Origin of the sequence: Burkholderia sp. AU44665, assembly GCF_030504405.1 — a bacterium.
Lineage (GTDB): Bacteria > Pseudomonadota > Gammaproteobacteria > Burkholderiales > Burkholderiaceae > Burkholderia > Burkholderia semiarida.
Window position 1 is genome coordinate 12865 of record NZ_JAUJRI010000018.1, and the last position, 17031, is coordinate 29895.

At 68.8% G+C, this 17031-nt stretch carries 17 protein-coding genes; 3 read left to right on the top strand and 14 right to left on the bottom strand.

Annotation, left to right across the window (positions count from 1 at the left end; genetic code table 11):
• Positions 1-124: 124 nt before the first annotated feature.
• The gene (locus QZM15_RS26460) at positions 125-1303 is read left to right on the top strand and encodes a glycosyltransferase family 9 protein (RefSeq protein ID WP_302107566.1); all 1179 of its coding nucleotides are present in this window, start codon (positions 125-127) and stop codon (positions 1301-1303) included.
• Between the two features lie 127 nt (positions 1304-1430).
• Here the strand turns inward: QZM15_RS26460 and QZM15_RS26465 are convergent, their stop codons facing one another.
• The 3 genes from QZM15_RS26465 to QZM15_RS26475 form a co-directional block, all read right to left on the bottom strand.
• A complete protein-coding gene (locus QZM15_RS26465; protein ID WP_226290408.1) occupies positions 1431-2711 on the bottom strand; it encodes an O-antigen ligase in 1281 nt (426 codons plus the stop codon).
• A gap of 133 nt (positions 2712-2844) precedes the next feature.
• Positions 2845-3687, bottom strand: coding sequence for a glycosyltransferase family 2 protein (locus tag QZM15_RS26470; RefSeq protein WP_060966836.1), 843 nt, complete (start codon positions 3685-3687; stop codon positions 2845-2847).
• 120 nt (positions 3688-3807) lie between these two features.
• Entirely contained in the window at positions 3808-4560 is a 753-nt protein-coding gene (locus tag QZM15_RS26475) for a glycosyltransferase family 2 protein (RefSeq protein WP_302107567.1), read from the bottom strand.
• Between the two features lie 223 nt (positions 4561-4783).
• Here QZM15_RS26475 and msbA point away from each other — a divergent pair, with 223 nt between their 5' ends.
• Both msbA and QZM15_RS26485 read left to right on the top strand, forming a co-directional pair.
• Complete coding sequence (gene msbA / locus QZM15_RS26480) at positions 4784-6535, top strand: lipid A export permease/ATP-binding protein MsbA (RefSeq protein ID WP_059646519.1); 1752 nt, start codon at positions 4784-4786, stop codon at positions 6533-6535.
• Positions 6536-6629: 94 nt separating this feature from the next.
• Complete coding sequence (locus QZM15_RS26485; RefSeq protein ID WP_059646521.1) at positions 6630-7019, top strand: RcnB family protein; 390 nt, start codon at positions 6630-6632, stop codon at positions 7017-7019.
• An 80-nt stretch (positions 7020-7099) separates the two neighbouring features.
• On the opposite strand, the gene QZM15_RS26490 is transcribed toward QZM15_RS26485, so the two are convergent.
• From QZM15_RS26490 to purD, 11 genes are all read right to left on the bottom strand, one after another.
• Positions 7100-7666, bottom strand: a complete 567-nt coding sequence (locus QZM15_RS26490) for an aromatic acid exporter family protein (protein WP_302107568.1) — start codon at positions 7664-7666, stop codon at positions 7100-7102.
• A 41-nt stretch (positions 7667-7707) separates the two neighbouring features.
• On the bottom strand, positions 7708-8967 hold the full coding sequence (locus QZM15_RS26495; RefSeq protein WP_059583682.1) for an MFS transporter: 1260 nt from the start codon (positions 8965-8967) through the stop codon (positions 7708-7710).
• Entirely contained in the window at positions 8964-9929 is a 966-nt protein-coding gene (locus QZM15_RS26500) for a PRC-barrel domain-containing protein (RefSeq protein WP_059583680.1), read from the bottom strand. The genes QZM15_RS26495 and QZM15_RS26500 overlap by 4 nt, the downstream gene beginning before the upstream one ends.
• 383 nt (positions 9930-10312) lie before the next feature.
• On the bottom strand, positions 10313-10648 hold the full coding sequence (locus QZM15_RS26505; RefSeq protein WP_006490771.1) for a YggL family protein: 336 nt from the start codon (positions 10646-10648) through the stop codon (positions 10313-10315).
• 125 nt (positions 10649-10773) lie between these two features.
• Positions 10774-12243 carry a ribonuclease G gene (rng, locus tag QZM15_RS26510; RefSeq protein ID WP_059583675.1) on the bottom strand — a complete coding sequence of 490 codons (1470 nt, stop codon included), beginning with the start codon at positions 12241-12243 and terminating at the stop codon, positions 10774-10776.
• An 8-nt stretch (positions 12244-12251) separates the two neighbouring features.
• The gene (locus tag QZM15_RS26515) at positions 12252-12899 is read right to left on the bottom strand and encodes a nucleoside triphosphate pyrophosphatase (RefSeq protein WP_302107569.1); all 648 of its coding nucleotides are present in this window, start codon (positions 12897-12899) and stop codon (positions 12252-12254) included.
• A 51-nt stretch (positions 12900-12950) separates the two neighbouring features.
• Positions 12951-13421 (bottom strand): 23S rRNA (pseudouridine(1915)-N(3))-methyltransferase RlmH, encoded by a 471-nt coding sequence (gene rlmH, locus QZM15_RS26520; protein ID WP_048249282.1) that lies wholly within the window; start codon positions 13419-13421, stop codon positions 12951-12953.
• 19 nt (positions 13422-13440) lie between these two features.
• Positions 13441-13884, bottom strand: a complete 444-nt coding sequence (gene rsfS, locus QZM15_RS26525; RefSeq protein ID WP_006484266.1) for a ribosome silencing factor — start codon at positions 13882-13884, stop codon at positions 13441-13443.
• A 4-nt stretch (positions 13885-13888) separates the two neighbouring features.
• Positions 13889-14590: a nicotinate-nucleotide adenylyltransferase gene (locus QZM15_RS26530; protein WP_081059376.1), complete on the bottom strand. Its 702-nt coding sequence runs from the start codon at positions 14588-14590 to the stop codon at positions 13889-13891.
• A 40-nt stretch (positions 14591-14630) separates the two neighbouring features.
• The gene (gene hemF, locus QZM15_RS26535) at positions 14631-15554 is read right to left on the bottom strand and encodes an oxygen-dependent coproporphyrinogen oxidase (protein ID WP_060312048.1); all 924 of its coding nucleotides are present in this window, start codon (positions 15552-15554) and stop codon (positions 14631-14633) included.
• Between the two features lie 118 nt (positions 15555-15672).
• Entirely contained in the window at positions 15673-16953 is a 1281-nt protein-coding gene (gene purD / locus QZM15_RS26540) for a phosphoribosylamine--glycine ligase (RefSeq protein ID WP_059646530.1), read from the bottom strand.
• Positions 16954-17031: the final 78 nt, after the last annotated feature.

Consider the following 17031-nt stretch of genomic DNA (forward strand, 5'->3'; position numbering starts at 1 on the left):
TACTGCGATGCCCGGCTGCGCAGGGACGTATCGCGGCAGCCTGCACGACCGGTGTGCGGCGCCGCGCCGGCTGCTGCAAAATCCTGTACATTGCCAGCCTTGTTCAGCCAGCCAGACGATTGCCGTGGCCCTGTTTTCTTCCGCCCGTCCGCCCAGAACCATCCTCGTCGCCGCGCCTCGCCGTATCGGCGACGTACTGTTGACGACACCGCTCGTACGGTCGCTGAAGGCCCGCTGGCCGGACGCGCAGATCGACATGCTGGTGTTTCGCGGCACCGAGGGCGTGCTTGAGCACAATCCGGACGTGCGGCGCGTGATCGTCGTCGCGCAGCGCGCGGGATTGGGCGAGCGGCTGCGCGACGCGCTGTCGATATGGCGTCGCTACGATCTCGCGTGCGCGGCGCTGAGTTCCGACCGGCCGCGTTTCTATAGCTGGTTCGCCGGCCGCAAGCGGGTCGGTCTCGTCGATCCGGATCGCGTCACGTGGCTCACGCGGATGATGCTGCACGGAATCGCGATCAATCACCACGAATCGGCGCATACGGTCGTCAGTACGCTGGCGCTCGCGCCGGTGATCGGCATCGAGCCGGTGTCCGAGGTCGTCGCGCCCGGCATCGGCGACGATCCCGCGCGGCGCGCGCGTTTCGACGCGTGCCTCGCCGAGTCGCCGGCGATCCGCGCCGGCAAGCCACTGGTCGTGCTGCATCCGTATCCGATGTTCCGTTACAAGCAATGGCGGCTCGACGGTTGGGTCGAAATGATCGGCTGGCTGCGCGAGCAGGGCTTCGCGGTGGCGTTGTCGGGCGGCCCGGCCGACCGCGAGCGCGAATATGCGGAGCAGGTCGCGGCCGAGGCGGGCGGTGACGTGCTGAACCTGGTCGGCCGCCTGACGTTCGGCGAGAGCGCGGAACTCGTGCGGCGCGCGCGGCTCTTCATCGGCCCCGACACCGGCGCGACGCACGTCGCGGCCGCGACGGGCACCGACACGATCGCGCTGTTCGGGCCGTCCGACCCCGTGCGCTGGGGGCCGTGGCCGCAGCACTGGCCGGCGACCGAGAATCCGTGGGCGCTGCGCGGCTCCGGCCGGCATGGGAACGTGTGGCTGTTGCAGGGGGACGGGGATTGCGTGCCGTGCCGGCACGAAGGCTGCGAGCGTCACGTCGACAGCCGCAGCGACTGCCTCGCCCATCTCGGCGCGCAGCGCGTGAAGGCCGCGGCGGCCGAGATGCTCGGGCTGACTCCGCCGGGCCCGGCCGACATCGTCGTCGACACGTCACGGCTGCGCCGCACCGGAACCGACTGAGGCGTGCCTTTTTTCGTTCGCGGAAGGCTGGTTTCGCGAAGCGCCACGCGGCTCGGCCGCATCGATGGCGGATATCCGCTGCCGCCGGCGCTGGTCGGCAGGGCAGCGGAACGTATGCCGGCGTGCGTTACACGCTGCGTCGGATCGCCGACGTTTCGCGCGGCAGCGCTTCGCTGCGTTCGCCGCAGCCGAGCAGAATGCCGGCCAGCAGCACGATCAGGTGCCCTTCGGCGAAATCCAGCAGCAGCGAATTCGCGAGACTGCCGATCGCGAAGATCGCGAGCCACGCGAGCAGCAGGTGCCGCGAGCGCGGATCGAGCGCACGGCTGCCGCGCGCGATCTGCACGATCAGGTTGACGAACAGCAGCAGGCCGAGCGTGCCGAGCTGCACGGCCATCAGCAGATATTCGTTGTGCGGATTCGACGTGAGCTGGCCTTCGGCGGCCGTCTTGCCGGCCGTGAGCTTCTCGAATTCGGATTCGAGGCCGCCCGCGCCGTAGCCGATCACCGGGCGCTGGCGATACAGTTCGAGCCCCTTCTTGTACCACTCGAGGCGCAGCCCGGTCGACGTGGCTGCATCGCTCTGCCGATATTGCTGCACTTCCGTCACGACCTTCGTCAGACGGCCGTTGTGAACCGTGCATGCAGCGACCACGAGCGCGACGCCCGCCAATACGAGCACGCCGGCGGCGAGCCCCGCGCGCAGCGCGGACTGCCGGCGCAGCAACAGCACGAAACGCACCGCGACGACGAGGATCAGCAACAGCGCGATGACCTGCCCGGTGCGCCCCTGCAGCATCACGAACACGTTGACGAGCGCCAATGCCGCGACGAACGCATAGGCGGCGCGCGACAGCGTCGTGCGGGCCGCCAGCGCGAGATCGGCCGCCTGGTAGAAGAGCAGTGCGCCGAACATGCCGGCGGCGATGTGGTTCTTGAACACCCACGCGCGCGAAAGCGGCAACTGGGTCGCATACGCCGGCCCGATCGAGGTCAACCCGAGATAGTTGGTCGTCGACAGCAGCAGGACCACGCACAGCGTGCCGAACCAGCAGCGCCGCACGATCGGCGCCCAGTTCGAATGACGGAACGCGAGCACGGCGAATGGCAGCAGCAGCAGCTTGTCGTACTTCGCGACCCAGTTCCACGCCTTGTTGTGCGGCGCGACCGTATAGGTGACGCTCGCGGCCAGCGCGGCCAGGATCAGCAACGCCGCGAGCGAAGCCGGATCGGTGACGAACGAGCGCAGGTCACGCCAGAATTCGGGGGAGATCACGAGCGCAGCGGCGAACAGCCCGCAGAACACGTTGGTCAGCGCGGTCGAGACGGGCACCATGCACAGCGCGGCGACGGCGAATGCACGGGCGGCGGTCAGGCGCCGCGTGGCGGGAGTGGAAAACGAAAGCATTGGAACCTGTCGTATGGACGAATGCGGCTCGCGGACATCGCGCCCCGCGCCGCGTATCCCGGCGAGCGATCCGGGACGAACGGCGCAGTATACGCGAAGCACGACAGGTTTCTGCGCGGTTTTCGGGGTCCGATCAGCTGAACGCGCGCTTGATTCGCGAGCGCAACAGCGCGCGCTTGAGGCGACCTTCCACGACCGGCGTATCGAGCGCGATCTGCGTGCCGACCGGCTCGCCGCGATGCAGGTAGTAGCGGTCGAACGTCGCCTGGGTCATGCCCCATTTGTTCAGGAACTGGCGACGGCCGTCGTTCTTGACGATCTTGCCGGTGCTCTTTTGCTGGAAGTGGTACACGAGGCTGTCGCCGACGCCGATGAAGATCCGGCAGCCGGCATCCCAGAATTTCATCGAGAAGTCGTTGTCGCTGCTCATGCCCGGCGACAACTCGCTGCTGTAGCCGCCAATGCGGTTCCACCAGTCGCGGTGCACGAGCGTCGGCGGCCACGTCGAGCCGAGCCAGTCCGCGCGCGCGAGCTTCGGCGTCGCGGCGATCAGGGCGGCCGCGTCGAACTGCTCGGCGTCGCGGCCGAAATTGCTGACGACGACGCACGGGTTGCGCGTGTCGACCGGCTCGATCATCGTGCCCGACAGCATGAACAGGTCGGTCGGCATCCGTTCGATGCGGCGCACGAGCGCCGTATCCCAGCCCGGGCAGCAGAACATGTCGTCGTTCATGTAGACGACGTAGTCGCGCGTGGCGCGCGCGGCGGCCAGGTTGACCGCATGGCAGATGCCGATGTTGGCCGGCGACGCGGTGTGCTCGATCCCTTCGTTGCGCACCCAGTCGAGCGTGCCGTCCGAGCCGTCGTTCACGTGCACGATGATCTGGTGGTCGTACGCGGAATGCCGGCGCAGGCTGTCGACGACGAGCTTGAGGTACGGCAGATTGTTCCAGGTCGGGATGATGATGGAGAACATGGCGGTCGGATTCGGTGGTCGTCGTGGCGCGCGGCGCGAGGCGCAGCCGCTCGGGCGGACACGCGCGGTGCGCGCGGCCCGGCATTGTAACGCCGGGCAGGCCGCGCGCCGGGTGCTTGCCTAGCGTGCCGGTTCGTGACCGAGCTTCAGGAAGCGGTAGTACACGGTTTCCGCGTTGAACACGGCGATCATGAAACCGGCGCGGCCATCGAGGAAGCCGCGCCGCAGCACGTAGGTGCGCACGAACGCCCACGCGCCGCGGCCGAGCGCCTTGCCGAAGCCGCCGCGCTGGCCGGCCGCGCGGCGCTGGCGCGCGCCGGCCGTCGAATACGCGTCGAGCTTGCGCACGACCGTTTCGAAATCCTCGTACGAGTAGTGCATCAGCTTGCCGGCCAGGCGCTGTGCGGCGGTATCGAATACGAGGCGCTCGTGCACGAGATCGTCCGAGAACCGAGCGGCGCCGCGCCGGAACAGCCGCGGCACCCAGTCCGGATACCAGCCGCTGTGATGGATCCACTGGCCGCAAAAGCTGGACAGCCGGTCGAGCGCGTAGACCTGCGCGGCCGGCGCGCGGATTGCGTCGCGGATCGACCGCGCGAGTTCCGGCGTGACGATTTCGTCGGTATCGAGCGACAGGATCCAGTCGGTGCCGAGCGCGTCGACCGCACGATTCTTCTGCGGGCCGAAGCCCGGCCAGTCGCGCTCGACGATCACGCGCGCGCCGTGCGCCTGCGCGATCGCGACGGTATCGTCGGTGCTGCCGCCGTCGATCACGACGACGTCGTCGGCGAACGACAGCGCATCGAGGCACTGCGCGAGCCGCGCGGATGCGTTGAGGGCGATGAGGGCGACGCCGAGGGTGGGTTCTGCCATGAAATCGTCGAAAAGGCGGAGAAAACGGTGAGCGGCAGTATACCCGCGCGCCGGCCGGCGGCCGCTTCCGCTACGGCCGTGCCGGCGGGGGCGGTACGGCTATAATGTTGGGCCTTTTTCGGCACCCGCCGGACGGGGCGAATCCCGGGCAGCCACGCTCCGGGCGCCGCGTCGCGGCTCAAGAAGGATTGCCTTGGAAACCCAGAACACTCTTCGCAAACCGATGGACGGCACCGGTACGTCGCCGATCACGGTTCTCAAACGCCTGTGGCCGTACATCCGGCCGCTCATCGGCATCGTGGTGCTCGCGGTGATGACGATGGGCGTCGTCGCGGCTACCGAGGCCGGGATTCCGGCGCTGCTCAAGCCGCTGCTCGACCACGGCTTCGGCGCGCACGGCAGCGACCGCGCGAAATGGTACGTGCCGATCGCGGTGATCGGCCTCGCGCTCGTGCGCGGCGTGTCGCAATACACGTCCAACTACCTGCTCAACTACGTATCGAACCGCATCCTGCTGCAACTGCGGCTCGAGATGTTCCAGCGGATGATCCATACCGGCGCGTCGTTCTTCCAGCGCGAAACCGCGAGCACCGTGATCAACGCGATCGTGTTCGAGGTCAACCAGATCCTGTCGGTGCTGACGGGCGTGATGGTCACGCTCGTGCGCGATTCGCTGACGGTGATCTTCCTGCTCGGCTACCTGTTCTACCTGAACTGGCGGCTCACGCTGATCGTCGCGGTGATCCTGCCGGGCATCGGCTGGCTCGTCAGCAAGATCAATCGCCGGCTGCGTCGCCTGAACCGCGAACACCAGACGCTCACCAACGAACTGTCGTACATCGTCGAGGAGACGGTCGGCGGCTACAAGGTCGTCAAGGTGCACAACGGCGAAGCGTACGAGATGGACCGCTTCACGACGATGAGCAAGCGCCTGCGCGGCTACGCGATGCGCATGACGATCTCGGGCGGCCTCGCGCAGCCGCTCACGCAGTTTCTCGCGTCGATCGCGCTCGCGGTCGTGATCACGATCGCGGTCGTGCAGTCGTCGAACGACCAGACGACGGTCGGCGGGTTCGTCGCGTTCGTCACGTCGATGCTGCTCGTGATCTCGCCGCTCAAGCACCTGATCGACGTCAACCAGCCGCTGCAGCGGGGGATGACGGCCGCCGAGCTGATCTTCGGGCTGATCGACGAGCCGGCCGAGCCGCAGGGCGGCGGGCGGCCGCTGTCGCAGGCGCGCGGCGAGATCGAGTTCCGCGCCGTGTCGTTCGACTACGGCGCGGCCGAGCGGCCGACGCTCGACCGCATCTCGTTCAAGGTCGCGCCGGGCGAAATGATCGCGCTGGCCGGCCCGTCCGGCAGCGGCAAGACGACGCTCGTGAACCTGCTGCCGCGCTTCTTCGACCCGACGGACGGCACGATCCTGGTCGACGGCGTGTCGGTATCCGACTACGACCTCCACGCACTGCGCAGCCAGATGGCGATGGTCAGCCAGGACGTCGTGCTGTTCAACGACACGATCGCCGCGAACGTCGCCTACGGGCAGACGCCCGACCGGGCGCGCGTGCAGGCCGCGCTCGAGGCCGCGAACCTCGCCGACGCGGTCGCCGCGATGCCCGACGGGCTCGACACGCTGGTCGGCGGCAACGGGATGCGGCTGTCCGGCGGCCAGCGCCAGCGGCTCGCGATTGCGCGCGCGATTTACAAGGACGCGCCGATCCTGATCCTCGACGAAGCGACGTCGGCGCTCGATTCCGAGTCGGAGCGCCACGTGCAGGCCGCGCTCGAACGGCTGATGGAAGGTCGTACGACGCTGGTGATCGCGCACCGGCTGTCGACGATCGAGCGCGCGGACCGCATCCTCGTGCTCGAGGCCGGCAAGATCGTCGAAGAGGGCAGCCATGACGAACTGCTGCGCCACGGCGGCCTCTACGCGCACCTGCACCGGATCCAGTACCAGCAGCAGGCGGCGTGACCCAGGGTCATGCGGCCACGCGATGCCGTGTGCTATCTTCATCGGGCAGTCCTGGTCGTTTCTTGTTCGACGTGACACCACGGAGGGAAGGACAATGAAGAGGATGCACGGCATGATGCTGGCCGCACTGATCGCGGCGGGCTGCGCCGCGACGGCGGCGATGGCGCAGGATCACGGTAACCACGGCAATCGCGATGACCGCGGCGGCCCCGGCATGCATCGCGGGCATGGCCCGAAACACGTGCCGCCCGGCCACGCGATGCATCGCGACGACGTACCGCCGCGCTGGGCCGACGGGCCGCGCCGCGACTGGCACAAGGGCGACCGGCTGCCGGACGAATTCCGCGATCGTCAGTACGTGGTCGACGACTGGCGCGGCTACCACCTGAGCGCGCCGCCGCGCGGCTATCACTGGGTCGGCGTCGGCGGCGACTACCTGCTCGTGCAGATCGGCTCGGGCATCGTGCTGCGGGTCGGTCCGTAACCACCCGGCCCGTCACCCGTCGCTGTCACGCAGCGTTCCGTTCGTTCATCCGGCTGCCGGGCGCGTCGCCCGGCGCCGCATCACCTGGCCGCCGCGCGGCCGAACCAGCGCCGCTCGATTCTCGACATCACCCAGCACACGCCGAGCGCGCACACCGTGCCGAGCGTCACTTCGCCGAGCCGGATCAGCGGAACGCCCCACAGCGGGCCGTTGCCCGGGAACAGCAGCACGATCGTCGCGGTCACGCCGCCGAGCCGTGCCGCGCTGCCGATGTTCAGGCACCAGCAGCAGACGATCACGACCGCGACCGTGATCGCGTACGCGACGAGGCGATCGCCGCCCAGCGCCGCACCGGCGAAACCGAGTACGCCGCCGACCATCGCGCCGATGAACTGGTCGCGCGACAGCGACATCGTGTCCGAGTAGTTGTGCTGCGTGACCGCGATCGCGGTGATCGCCGCCCATACGGCCTGCTCGGTATGCATCGCGCGGCCGATCGCATACGCGAGGCACGCGCCGCACACCGCCTGCAGCGCCATCAGTCCGCCTTGCGCGAGCCGCTCGCTGAATGACAGCCCCTTGAACAGATCGAAGATCGACTGCTGGATCTGCTGACGGGCTTCGTTGAGTGTCCTGATCGTATCCATCGTGCGTCGGTCAAGAAGCGGGTAGCGGCGGTGCGCCGCCGTCAATGCGCCTGTTCGGGCGATGCGGCCGCCGGTTCGTCGGCCGTCGCATCGCCGTTCCCGACGCGCGTTTCGGGCATCACGAGCCACACCAGCAGCACCGCGAGCGCGCCGGCGGCCGCGAGCCCGAAGAAGCTGACCGCGTTGCCGAAGTGATCGGCGACGTAGCCGGCCACCGCGGTGCTGAGCGTCGCGCCGATCCCGGCCGCGAGCCCGAACAGCCCGATACACAGGTTGTAGCGGCCCTTGCCGCCCGCGACGTCGGCCGCGATCAGCGGCAGCATCACGCCGAACACGGCCGCGCTGATGCCGTCGAGCATCTGCACCGGCACGAGCAGGTACGGACTGCTGACGCCGGCGAACAGCAGCGCGCGCACCGGCAGCGCGGAGAAGCCGAGCAGCAGGATCGGCCGGCGCCCCCAGCGCTGCGCGGAGCGGCCGACCCATGGCGACAGCATCGCGACGATCGCCTGCGGCACGATGATGCACGCGGCGATCACGAGCTGCACGTTCTCGCCCATCCCGGCCGTGACTTCGCCGGCCGCGAGGTTCAGCATCGCGGCGTTCGACAGATGGAACAGCACGACGCAGGCCGCGAAGATCAGCATCCGGCGATCGCGCAGCAGTTCGAGCAGCGTTTCGCGCTCGCCGGCTTCGTCGACGTCGTCAGGCTTCGACGACTGCGGAATCACCTGGTGCGTCGGCTGGATCATCGCGAGCGCGAACAGCGCGGGCAGCGCCAGCACGGCGGTCAGCCAGAACACCGCGCGGGCGGAGAAGTATTCGCCGGTCAGCCCCATCAGGCCGGCCGCGACCGCGCTGCCGATCGACGCCCAGCGCGCGTTGCGGCCGAGCCGGTCGCCGAGGTCGGCGCGGCCGACGAGCGAGAACGAGATCGCCGCCATCGCCGGCACCAGCATGCAGCTGGCAAAACCGTGGAACACCTCGGCGGCGATCACCGGCACGATCGTCGGGCTCGACGCGAGCAGCACCGCGGACAGGATGATGGCCGCGATCGCCCACGCGGCCGCGCCTTTCTTGTTTTTCAGCGCATCGACGGCGGCGCCGCCCGGCACCTGGCTGACCATCGCGCTGATCGTGCCGATCGACAGCACCATGCCGATCTCGCCCTGCGTCCACTTGTGCGACGCGAGGTAGGACGCGATGAACGGACCGAACCCGGTTTGAACGTTTGCAACGAAAAAGTTGAGCCAGTCGAGGGCCCGGAGACTGCGAACGCTGACGGAATGCTTGATCGTCATCGGGTGGCACTCGCAGACGAAGCCGGCGCCGCCGGGGCAACGGGCGGGAAGACCGCGACGATCGGTTTGTCGGCCGCGTACGGCGGCGACGCCTTGATCTGCGCGTCGTTCAGGTCGAGTTGCGCGCGCAGCGCCTTGTCGCGCGTGACGAAGCGCAGCGCGCCCCAGCTCGCGGCGATCGAACGCCGGTCGGTATTGACGAGCCCGCCGAGGTCGAGCACGACGGCCTGCGGCTGGGCGCCGCGGTCGATCAGCACGTCGACGATCCGGCCGATCTTCGTGCCGTTCGGGCGCTCGACGTCGCTGTCGAGCATCGGCAGGCGCGTCGCCGGCGACGCCGCGGCCGAGCCGGACAGCGGCACGGCCTTCGGCCGCGCGGCCGGCGGCAGGTCGCCCGACGGCACGTCGAGCACGATCGGCTCCTGCTTGCCGCCCGGCGTGAAGCGGAACACGTTCCACGGGAAGATGACCTTGCGGTCGCCGATGCCCATGAAGCCCTGCAGATTGACGATCATCTCGCGCGGCTTGCCGCTCGCGTCGACCACCATGTCGACCGCGCGGCCGACCACCTTGCCGTTGCGGCGCGCGACCTCGCTGTCGAGCAGCGCATGGATCTGGGTACGGTCGAGCGGGCGCGTCGCGACGATCGGCGGGGGCGGAGGCGGCGGCGGGGTCGGCGATTCGGGGCGCTGCACGGGCTTCGGCCGAGCGACCTCGCGGTGCGGCTTCTTCGGCGCTTCCGGCGTCTCCGGTTGCGTCGGCGCGGGCACGGGCGGCATCGTCAGCGGCTCGCCGGCTGTCTCCTCGACCGGCTCGACGAGCGCCTCGCTGATCGGTGCGGGCGGGTTCTGGACCGGCAGCAGTCCGCAGCCGGACAGCAGCGCGGCGGCGGCGAGAATCAGGAAGACCGTCGACGACGGCAACGACTTGCGGGATGCGGGAAACGGGAGTCCGCCGCTCATTGACACTCACTCCATGGGTCGGGGGCGGCCCGAGGGCACGCGGCTGGCGATGGATGGCGGGTGCGGGCGGCGCACCACGCGAGGTGAGAGTTTAACGTGTCTTGCTTTCAGGACCGATTTCGATGGCGGGTTGCAGGCCGGCCGTCGGGAAAAGGAAGGGATCGAAGGCCGGCCGGCGGTCCGGCGGCGGCGCCGGATCGTCGACAACGACGCGGGCGCCGCCGGTGCGTCGGCTCGGCGAGCCGAGCCGACGCCCGCGGACAGGGACTTCAGCGTCGCAACGCCCGCCGCGATCATGACCATTCGGAAAAGCGACGCCAGCGTGGCCGGCCGTCGTGGCGGGACGGCGCGAGCGCCGTCTTAAGCCGGGTGAAACCCCGAAATCAGGCGTCCGGATACCACGCGTCGGTGAATTCGCTGACCTTGACGTCGGTCAGTTCCGGGCGGGCGGCCAGCCATCCGCGCACCAGTTCGCGGTCGGCGTCGGTCGTCGTGCCGCGCGGCGCGCCGGAGATCACGTACGCGCCGATGCCTTCGTCCGCGGACGCGACGGTCAGCAGCCCGTTCGCTTCGACGAAGTCGATGAACGCATCGATCAACTGGCCGCGCTCGAGGTCGGTCATGTCGTTGCGGTAATGCGCGGTGGCGTTGAACGCGAGTTCCTGGAATTCGCCGATGTGGAGTTTCTTGCGCTGGCGGCGGTTGTGGCCTTGGCTCATGGTGTGTGGTGAATGCGAAAAGGGTCAATGAAAGGGCGGCGGCGGGGCCGGCGCTGCATGCGCGAACAGCCCGGACGCCGCATCGGGGCACCGCCCGGCAATGCTGGCGGCGGATGGGCGAAAGGTTACATCAGCACGATGTCGTACTGCTCCTGGCTCAGGTTCGATTCCACTTGCAGCGACACCGGCTTGCCGATGAAATCGATCAGCATCGCCAGATGCTGCGACTCCTCGTCGAGGAACAGGTCGATCACCTGCTGCGCGGCGATCACGCGGAACTCGCGCGGGTTGAACTGCCGCGATTCGCGCAGGATCTCGCGCAGGATGTCGTAGCACACGGTGCGCGACGTCTTCACCTGGCCCTTGCCCTGGCAGGTCGGGCACGGTTCGCACAGCACGTGCGCGAGCGATTCGCGCGTGCGCTTGCGCGTCATCTCGACGAGCCCGAGCTGCGAGAAGCCGTTGACTGTCACGCGGGTGCGGTCGCGCGACAGCGCCTTCTTCAGCTCGGACAGCACCGCGTCGCGATGCTCGGCGTTCTCCATGTCGATGAAGTCGATGATGATGATGCCGCCGAGGTTGCGCAGCCGCAGTTGCCGCGCGATCGTGTGCGCGGCCTCGAGGTTGGTCTTGAAGATCGTGTCGTCGAAGTTGCGCGCGCCGACGTAGCCGCCCGTGTTCACGTCGATCGTCGTCATCGCCTCCGTCTGGTCGATCATCAGGTAACCGCCCGACTTCAGGTCGACGCGGCGCGACAGCGCGCGCTGGATCTCCGTCTCGATGTTGTACAGGTCGAACAGCGGTCGCTCGCCCGTGTAGTGATGCAGCTTCGGGCTCACGGCTGGCGTGAACTCGCCCGCGAATTCCGCCAGACGCGTGTACGTCTCGCGGGAATCGACCTGGATGCGCGTCGTGTCGTCGTTCGCGAAATCGCGCAGCACGCGCTGCGCGAGATCGAGATCCTGGTACAGCAGGCTCGTCGCCGGCAGCCGCTGCGCTTGCGCGACGATCGTCGCCCACGTCTTGCGCAGGTACGTGACGTCGCCGGCCAGCTCCTCGGAGGTCGCATCCTCGGCGATCGTGCGTACGATGTAGCCGCCTTTCTCGTCCGGCGGGATCACGGCCGTCAGGCGCGCGCGCACGGCCTCGCGCTCGGCCTCGCTCTCGATCTTCTGCGAGATCCCGATGTGCGGTTCCTGTGGCAGATACACGAGCGTGCGGCCCGCGATGCTGACTTGCGTCGACAGCCGCGCGCCCTTCGTGCCGATCGGATCCTTGATCACCTGGACCATCAGTGTCTGGCCTTCGAACACGATCTTCTCGATCGGCTGGTGCGGCGCGCCCGACTGCGGCTCGCCGGCGAGGCGCGGATGCCAGATGTCGGCGACGTGCAGGAACGCCGCGCGCTCGAGGCCGATGTCGATGAACGCCGACTGCATGCCGGGCAGCACGCGCACGACCTTGCCCAGATAGATGTTGCCGACCCGCCCGCGCGACAGCGTGCGCTCGACGTGAAGCTCCTGCACCGCGCCTTGCTGGACGAGTGCGACCCGCGTTTCCTGGGGCGTGAGGTTGATCAGGATTTCTTCGTTCATGGTGGGATTCAGAAGGCGAGGCGCGCGGTGCGCAGCAACGCGGCAGTCTCAAAAAGGGGCAGACCCATGATACCCGAATGGGAACCGTCGATTCGCTCGATGAATTCAGCGGCGCGCCCCTGGATCGCATACGCGCCCGCCTTGCCGAACGGCTCGCCGGTTTCGACGTAGCGCGCGAAGGCGTCGCGCGGGGCAGCCGCAAAGCGCACCGACGAGCGCGACAGCGCGGGCTGCAGCAGTTCGCCGTCGGCGCCGATCACGGCAACCGCGGTGAGCACCTCGTGTTCGCGGCCCGCGAGGCGGGTCAGCATCGCGAGCGCATCGTCGGCGTCGGCCGGCTTGCCGAGGATCGCACCGTCGATCGTCACGGTGGTGTCGGCGACGAGCACCGGCGCGGCCGGCCTGCCGCTCGCGACGAGGCGCGCCCGCGCGGCCTCGGCCTTCGCGACGGTGACGCGCCGCACGTAAGCGTCGGCGGCTTCGCCGGGAAGCTCGGCTTCGAGCGCCTCGGCGTCCTCGTCGGGGCGCGGCAGCAGCAGCTCGAAGCGTACGCCGATCTGCTGCAGCAGCTCCTGGCGGCGCGGGCTTTGCGAAGCGAGGTAGAGCGTCTGGAAAAGCGGGGTCGGGAAAAGTGCGGGAGACGTGCTGGACGGCATGGTGTCGTTATCTCGTTGAGCGCGCGCGGCGCGCGTCTCGAGGACGGCACGTCATGCGCGGTGGTAGGGGTGATTCTGCGTGATGCTCCACGCCCGGTAAAGCTGTTCGGCGAGCAGCACGCGCACCATGCCGTGCGGCAGCGTCATGCTCGAGATGCGCAGCAGCACGTCGGCGCGCGCTTTCAGCTCCGGATCGAGCCCGTCGGCGCCGCCGATCACGAACGCGACGTCGCGGCCGTCCTGCTGCCAGCCGGGCAGCGCCTGCGCGAGCTGCATCGTGGTCCAGTCGCGGCCGCGCTCGTCGAGCGCGACGAGCCGCGCGCCCTTCGGCAGCGCGGCCTCGATCTTCTGCCGCTCGGCCGCCATCACGCTGTCGGCGCTGCGGCCGCCCGAGCGCAGTTCAGGCTTGATTTCGCGCAACTCGATGCGCAGCTCGGGCGGCATCCGCTTCGTGTATTCGTCGAAGCCGGATGCGATCCAGCCCGGCATCTTGTGGCCGACCGCGAGGATGAAAAGCTTCATCGGGGAGACGCGCCGCGACTCAGCGGCGGCGGGCGGCCGTCTTGCGCGCCGGGCGGGCGGGCGCTTCTTCCTCTTCCTCGTCGTCTTCGCTCGCCGTCGCGAAGCCGTTGCCCTTGCCGCCGCCGAGCTTCATCCGCACGGGCTTGTCGCCCCAGATTTCCTCGAGGTTGTAGTACTGGCGCAGCGCCGGTTGCAGGATGTGCACGACCGCGTCGCCGCAGTCGACCAGCACCCATTCGCCGGTGTCCTCGCCTTCGGAGCTGACGACGTCGCCGCCGGCTTCCTTGACCTTGTCGCGCACGTTCGACGCGAGGGCCTTGGTCTGGCGGTTGGAAGTGCCCGAGGCGACGACCACGCGGTCGAACAGTTCGGTCAGGTGGCTGGTGTTGAACACCTTGATGTCTTGCGCCTTGACGTCTTCGAGGGCGTCGACGATCACGCGCTGCAGTTTGCGAATATCCATGGGTTCAGGAATGGTAGAGGCGATGTTGAAGAATATAGGCCCATACGGCGGCCGGCACATGTTCGGCCGACGCGTCGGGCATTTGCGCATGGCGTGCGATGCATTCGCGCAGGTGCGCGCGGATGTCGGTCGCGGCGATGTCGAACGAAAGGGTCGTATCGATCAGCAGGCGGCCTGCCGGCGTCGCCTTCAGCACGTCGGCGCCGGCCTGCCGCGCGGCGATTTCCCGCGCGACGTCCGGCGGCGCCGCGCCGAGCTCGAAGCCCGGGCGCGTCGACACGCCGATGTGCGCGTAGTCGAACAGCGTGCGCCAGTCGCGCCACGTATCGAGGCGCACGAGCTGGTCGGCGCCGATCAGCAGCGACAGCGACGCATCCGGGCCGATCCGCTCGCGCCAGCGCGCGAGCGTCTCGACGGTGTAGGTCGGGCCGGTGTGCTCGATCTCGTCGGTGGCGACGGTCACGGTCACGCCCGGCACGGACAGCGTGCCGGCGGCCGCACGCGTCATCGCGAGCCGGTGCTCGGCGGCCGACACGTCGCGTTTCTGGTACGGCTGCCCGGCGGGCAGCAACACGAGTTCGGTCAGGTCGAGCAGTTCGGCGAACCGGCGCGCGAGTGCGAGATGGCCGTCGTGGATCGGGTCGAAGGTGCCGCCCAGCAAGCCGATACGGCGCGGCAGCGGGGCGGGGCGGGTGGTGGTGTCCAGAGAAACGCGTCCTTTCGTTGGGGCAGCGGGGCGGGCGGGTTCAGACCCAGTCGCGCGGCACGAGGAAGTCGCTATACAGGCGCGCTTCCGGCGAGCCCGGCTCGGGCTGCCAGTTGTAGCGCCAGTTCGCGACCGGCGGCATCGACATCAGGATCGACTCGGTCCGGCCGCCGCTTTGCAGCCCGAACAGCGTGCCGCGGTCGAACACGAGGTTGAATTCGACGTAGCGGCCGCGCCGGTAGGCCTGGAAGTCGCGCTCGCGCTCGCCGTACGGCAACTCGGCGCGGCGCTCGACGATCGGCAGATACGCGTGCAGGAACGCATCGCCGACGCTTTGCATCAGGTCAAACGAGCGTTCGAAACCGGGCTCCGAGAAATCGTCGAAGAAGATCCCGCCGATGCCGCGCGTTTCGTTGCGGTGCTTCAGGAAGAAATATTCGTCGCACCATTGCTTGAAGCGCGGGTAGAGCTCGAGGCCGAACGGGTCGAGCGCATCCTTGCAGGTCTGGTGGAAATGCCGCGCATCGTCCTCGAAACCGTAAACCGGTGTCAGATCCATGCCGCCGCCGAACCAGAACACGGGCGCCTCGCCCGGTTTCGTCGCGATCAGCATCCGCACGTTCATGTGCACGGTCGGGCAGTACGGATTGCGCGGGTGCAGCACGAGCGACACGCCGAGCGCCTCGAAGCCGCGGCCCGCGAGCTGCGGGCGCGCCGCGCTCGCCGACGGCGGCAGCGCGTCGCCCGCGACGTCGGAAAAGCCGATTCCCGCGCGTTCGAACACGCGGCCGCCTTCGAGAATCCGCGTGCAGCCGCCGCCGCGCAGGCGTTCGGCCGGCCCGCGCTGCCACGTGTCGGTCGCGAGCGGCGTGCCGTCGAGCGCGCCGAGCGCGTCGGCGATCCGTGTCTGCAGGCCCTGGAGGTACGTGCGCACGCGCGCCACGTCGTAGGTCGAATCGGTCATGTCTGGACTGGCTGCCCCCGCCTGACGCGGGGGCCGTAAAAAAAGCGTCTGCCGGGCATTCTATCGAACCCCGGCAGAGGGGCCGCCGCCGCGAGCGCGCGGGGCGGCGACGGCGACGTCACGCGCTCTTGCGGTTGAGCGCGCGAAAGCCGATGTCGCGGCGGTACTGCATGCCTTCGAAGTTGATCTGGTTGATCGTGTCGTATGCATGCTGCTGCGCTTCGCGCACCGAATCGGCGAGGCCGACCACGCACAGCACGCGTCCGCCGGACGTCACGAGCTTGTCGCCGTCGGCGAGCGTCGTGCCCGCATGGAACGTCACGGCCTGTTCGGTTTCGGCCGGAATGCCGTTGATGCGGTCGCCCTTGCGCGGCGCGTCCGGGTAGCCGTGCGCGGCCAGCACGACGCCCAGCGCGGTGCGGCGATCCCAGTCGAGCTCGACGGTGTCGAGCGTGCCCGCGATCGCCTGCTCGACGACCTTCGAGAAATCGCTCTTCAGGCGCGCCATGATCGGCTGCGTTTCCGGGTCGCCCATCCGGCAGTTGAACTCGAGCGTGCGCGGATTGCCGTCCTTGTCGATCATCAGGCCCGCGTACAGGAAGCCCGTGAAGCGGATGCCGTCCTTCTCCATCCCGCGCACGGTCGGCATGATGATCTCGCGCATCACGCGTGCGTGCATCTGCGGCGTGACGATCGGCGCGGGCGAATACGCGCCCATGCCGCCGGTGTTCGGGCCGCGATCCTCGTCGAGCAGGCGCTTGTGGTCCTGGCTCGAAGCCAGTGCCAGCGCGTGCTTGCCGTCGACCATCACGATGAAGCTGGCTTCCTCGCCATCGAGGAATTCCTCGATCACGACGCGCGCGCCGGCATCGCCGAGCTTGTTGCCCGACAGCATCATGTCGACGGCCGCATGCGCTTCTTCCAGCGTCATCGCGACGACGACGCCCTTGCCGGCCGCGAGGCCGTCGGCCTTCACGACGATCGGCGCGCCCTTCGCGTCGATGTACGCATGGGCGGCGGCCGCGTCGGCGAAGGTTTCGTAGTCGGCGGTCGGGATGCCGTGGCGCTTCATGAACGCCTTCGCGAAATCCTTCGAGCTTTCGAGCTGCGCGGCTTCGCGGGTCGGGCCGAATACCTTCAGGCCGCGTGCGCGGAACAGGTTGACGATGCCGGCCGCGAGCGGCGCTTCCGGCCCGACGAGCGTGAACGCGACGCCTTCGCGTTCCGCGAAATCGGCGAGTTCGTCGAGCGCCGTGATGTCGACGTTCTTCAGACGCTCGTCCTGCGCCGTGCCGCCATTGCCGGGAGCGACGTAGACCATCTGGACGCGCGGCGACTGCGCGAGCTTCCACGCCAGCGCATGTTCGCGGCCGCCGGAACCGACGACGAGTAGTTTCATGGGATTCCCCGCAGACTAGAAAACAGGGCGGCCGGCACGCTCAGGCGCGCCGGCCGCGGAATCGGTCGGGCCGCCGCC

Coding starts and splice junctions, on each gene's coding strand:
- QZM15_RS26465 (WP_226290408.1), bottom strand. CDS start 2,711: ATGCTTTCGTTTTCCACTCCCGCCACGCGGCGCCTGACCGCCGCCCGT.
- QZM15_RS26470 (WP_060966836.1), bottom strand. CDS start 3,687: ATGTTCTCCATCATCATCCCGACCTGGAACAATCTGCCGTACCTCAAG.
- QZM15_RS26475 (WP_302107567.1), bottom strand. CDS start 4,560: ATGGCAGAACCCACCCTCGGCGTCGCCCTCATCGCCCTCAACGCATCC.
- msbA (WP_059646519.1), top strand. CDS start 4,784: ATGGACGGCACCGGTACGTCGCCGATCACGGTTCTCAAACGCCTGTGG.
- QZM15_RS26485 (WP_059646521.1), top strand. CDS start 6,630: ATGAAGAGGATGCACGGCATGATGCTGGCCGCACTGATCGCGGCGGGC.
- QZM15_RS26490 (WP_302107568.1), bottom strand. CDS start 7,666: ATGGATACGATCAGGACACTCAACGAAGCCCGTCAGCAGATCCAGCAG.
- QZM15_RS26495 (WP_059583682.1), bottom strand. CDS start 8,967: ATGACGATCAAGCATTCCGTCAGCGTTCGCAGTCTCCGGGCCCTCGAC.
- QZM15_RS26500 (WP_059583680.1), bottom strand. CDS start 9,929: ATGAGCGGCGGACTCCCGTTTCCCGCATCCCGCAAGTCGTTGCCGTCG.
- QZM15_RS26505 (WP_006490771.1), bottom strand. CDS start 10,648: ATGAGCCAAGGCCACAACCGCCGCCAGCGCAAGAAACTCCACATCGGC.
- rng (WP_059583675.1), bottom strand. CDS start 12,243: ATGAACGAAGAAATCCTGATCAACCTCACGCCCCAGGAAACGCGGGTC.
- QZM15_RS26515 (WP_302107569.1), bottom strand. CDS start 12,899: ATGCCGTCCAGCACGTCTCCCGCACTTTTCCCGACCCCGCTTTTCCAG.
- rlmH (WP_048249282.1), bottom strand. CDS start 13,421: ATGAAGCTTTTCATCCTCGCGGTCGGCCACAAGATGCCGGGCTGGATC.
- rsfS (WP_006484266.1), bottom strand. CDS start 13,884: ATGGATATTCGCAAACTGCAGCGCGTGATCGTCGACGCCCTCGAAGAC.
- hemF (WP_060312048.1), bottom strand. CDS start 15,554: ATGACCGATTCGACCTACGACGTGGCGCGCGTGCGCACGTACCTCCAG.
- purD (WP_059646530.1), bottom strand. CDS start 16,953: ATGAAACTACTCGTCGTCGGTTCCGGCGGCCGCGAACATGCGCTGGCG.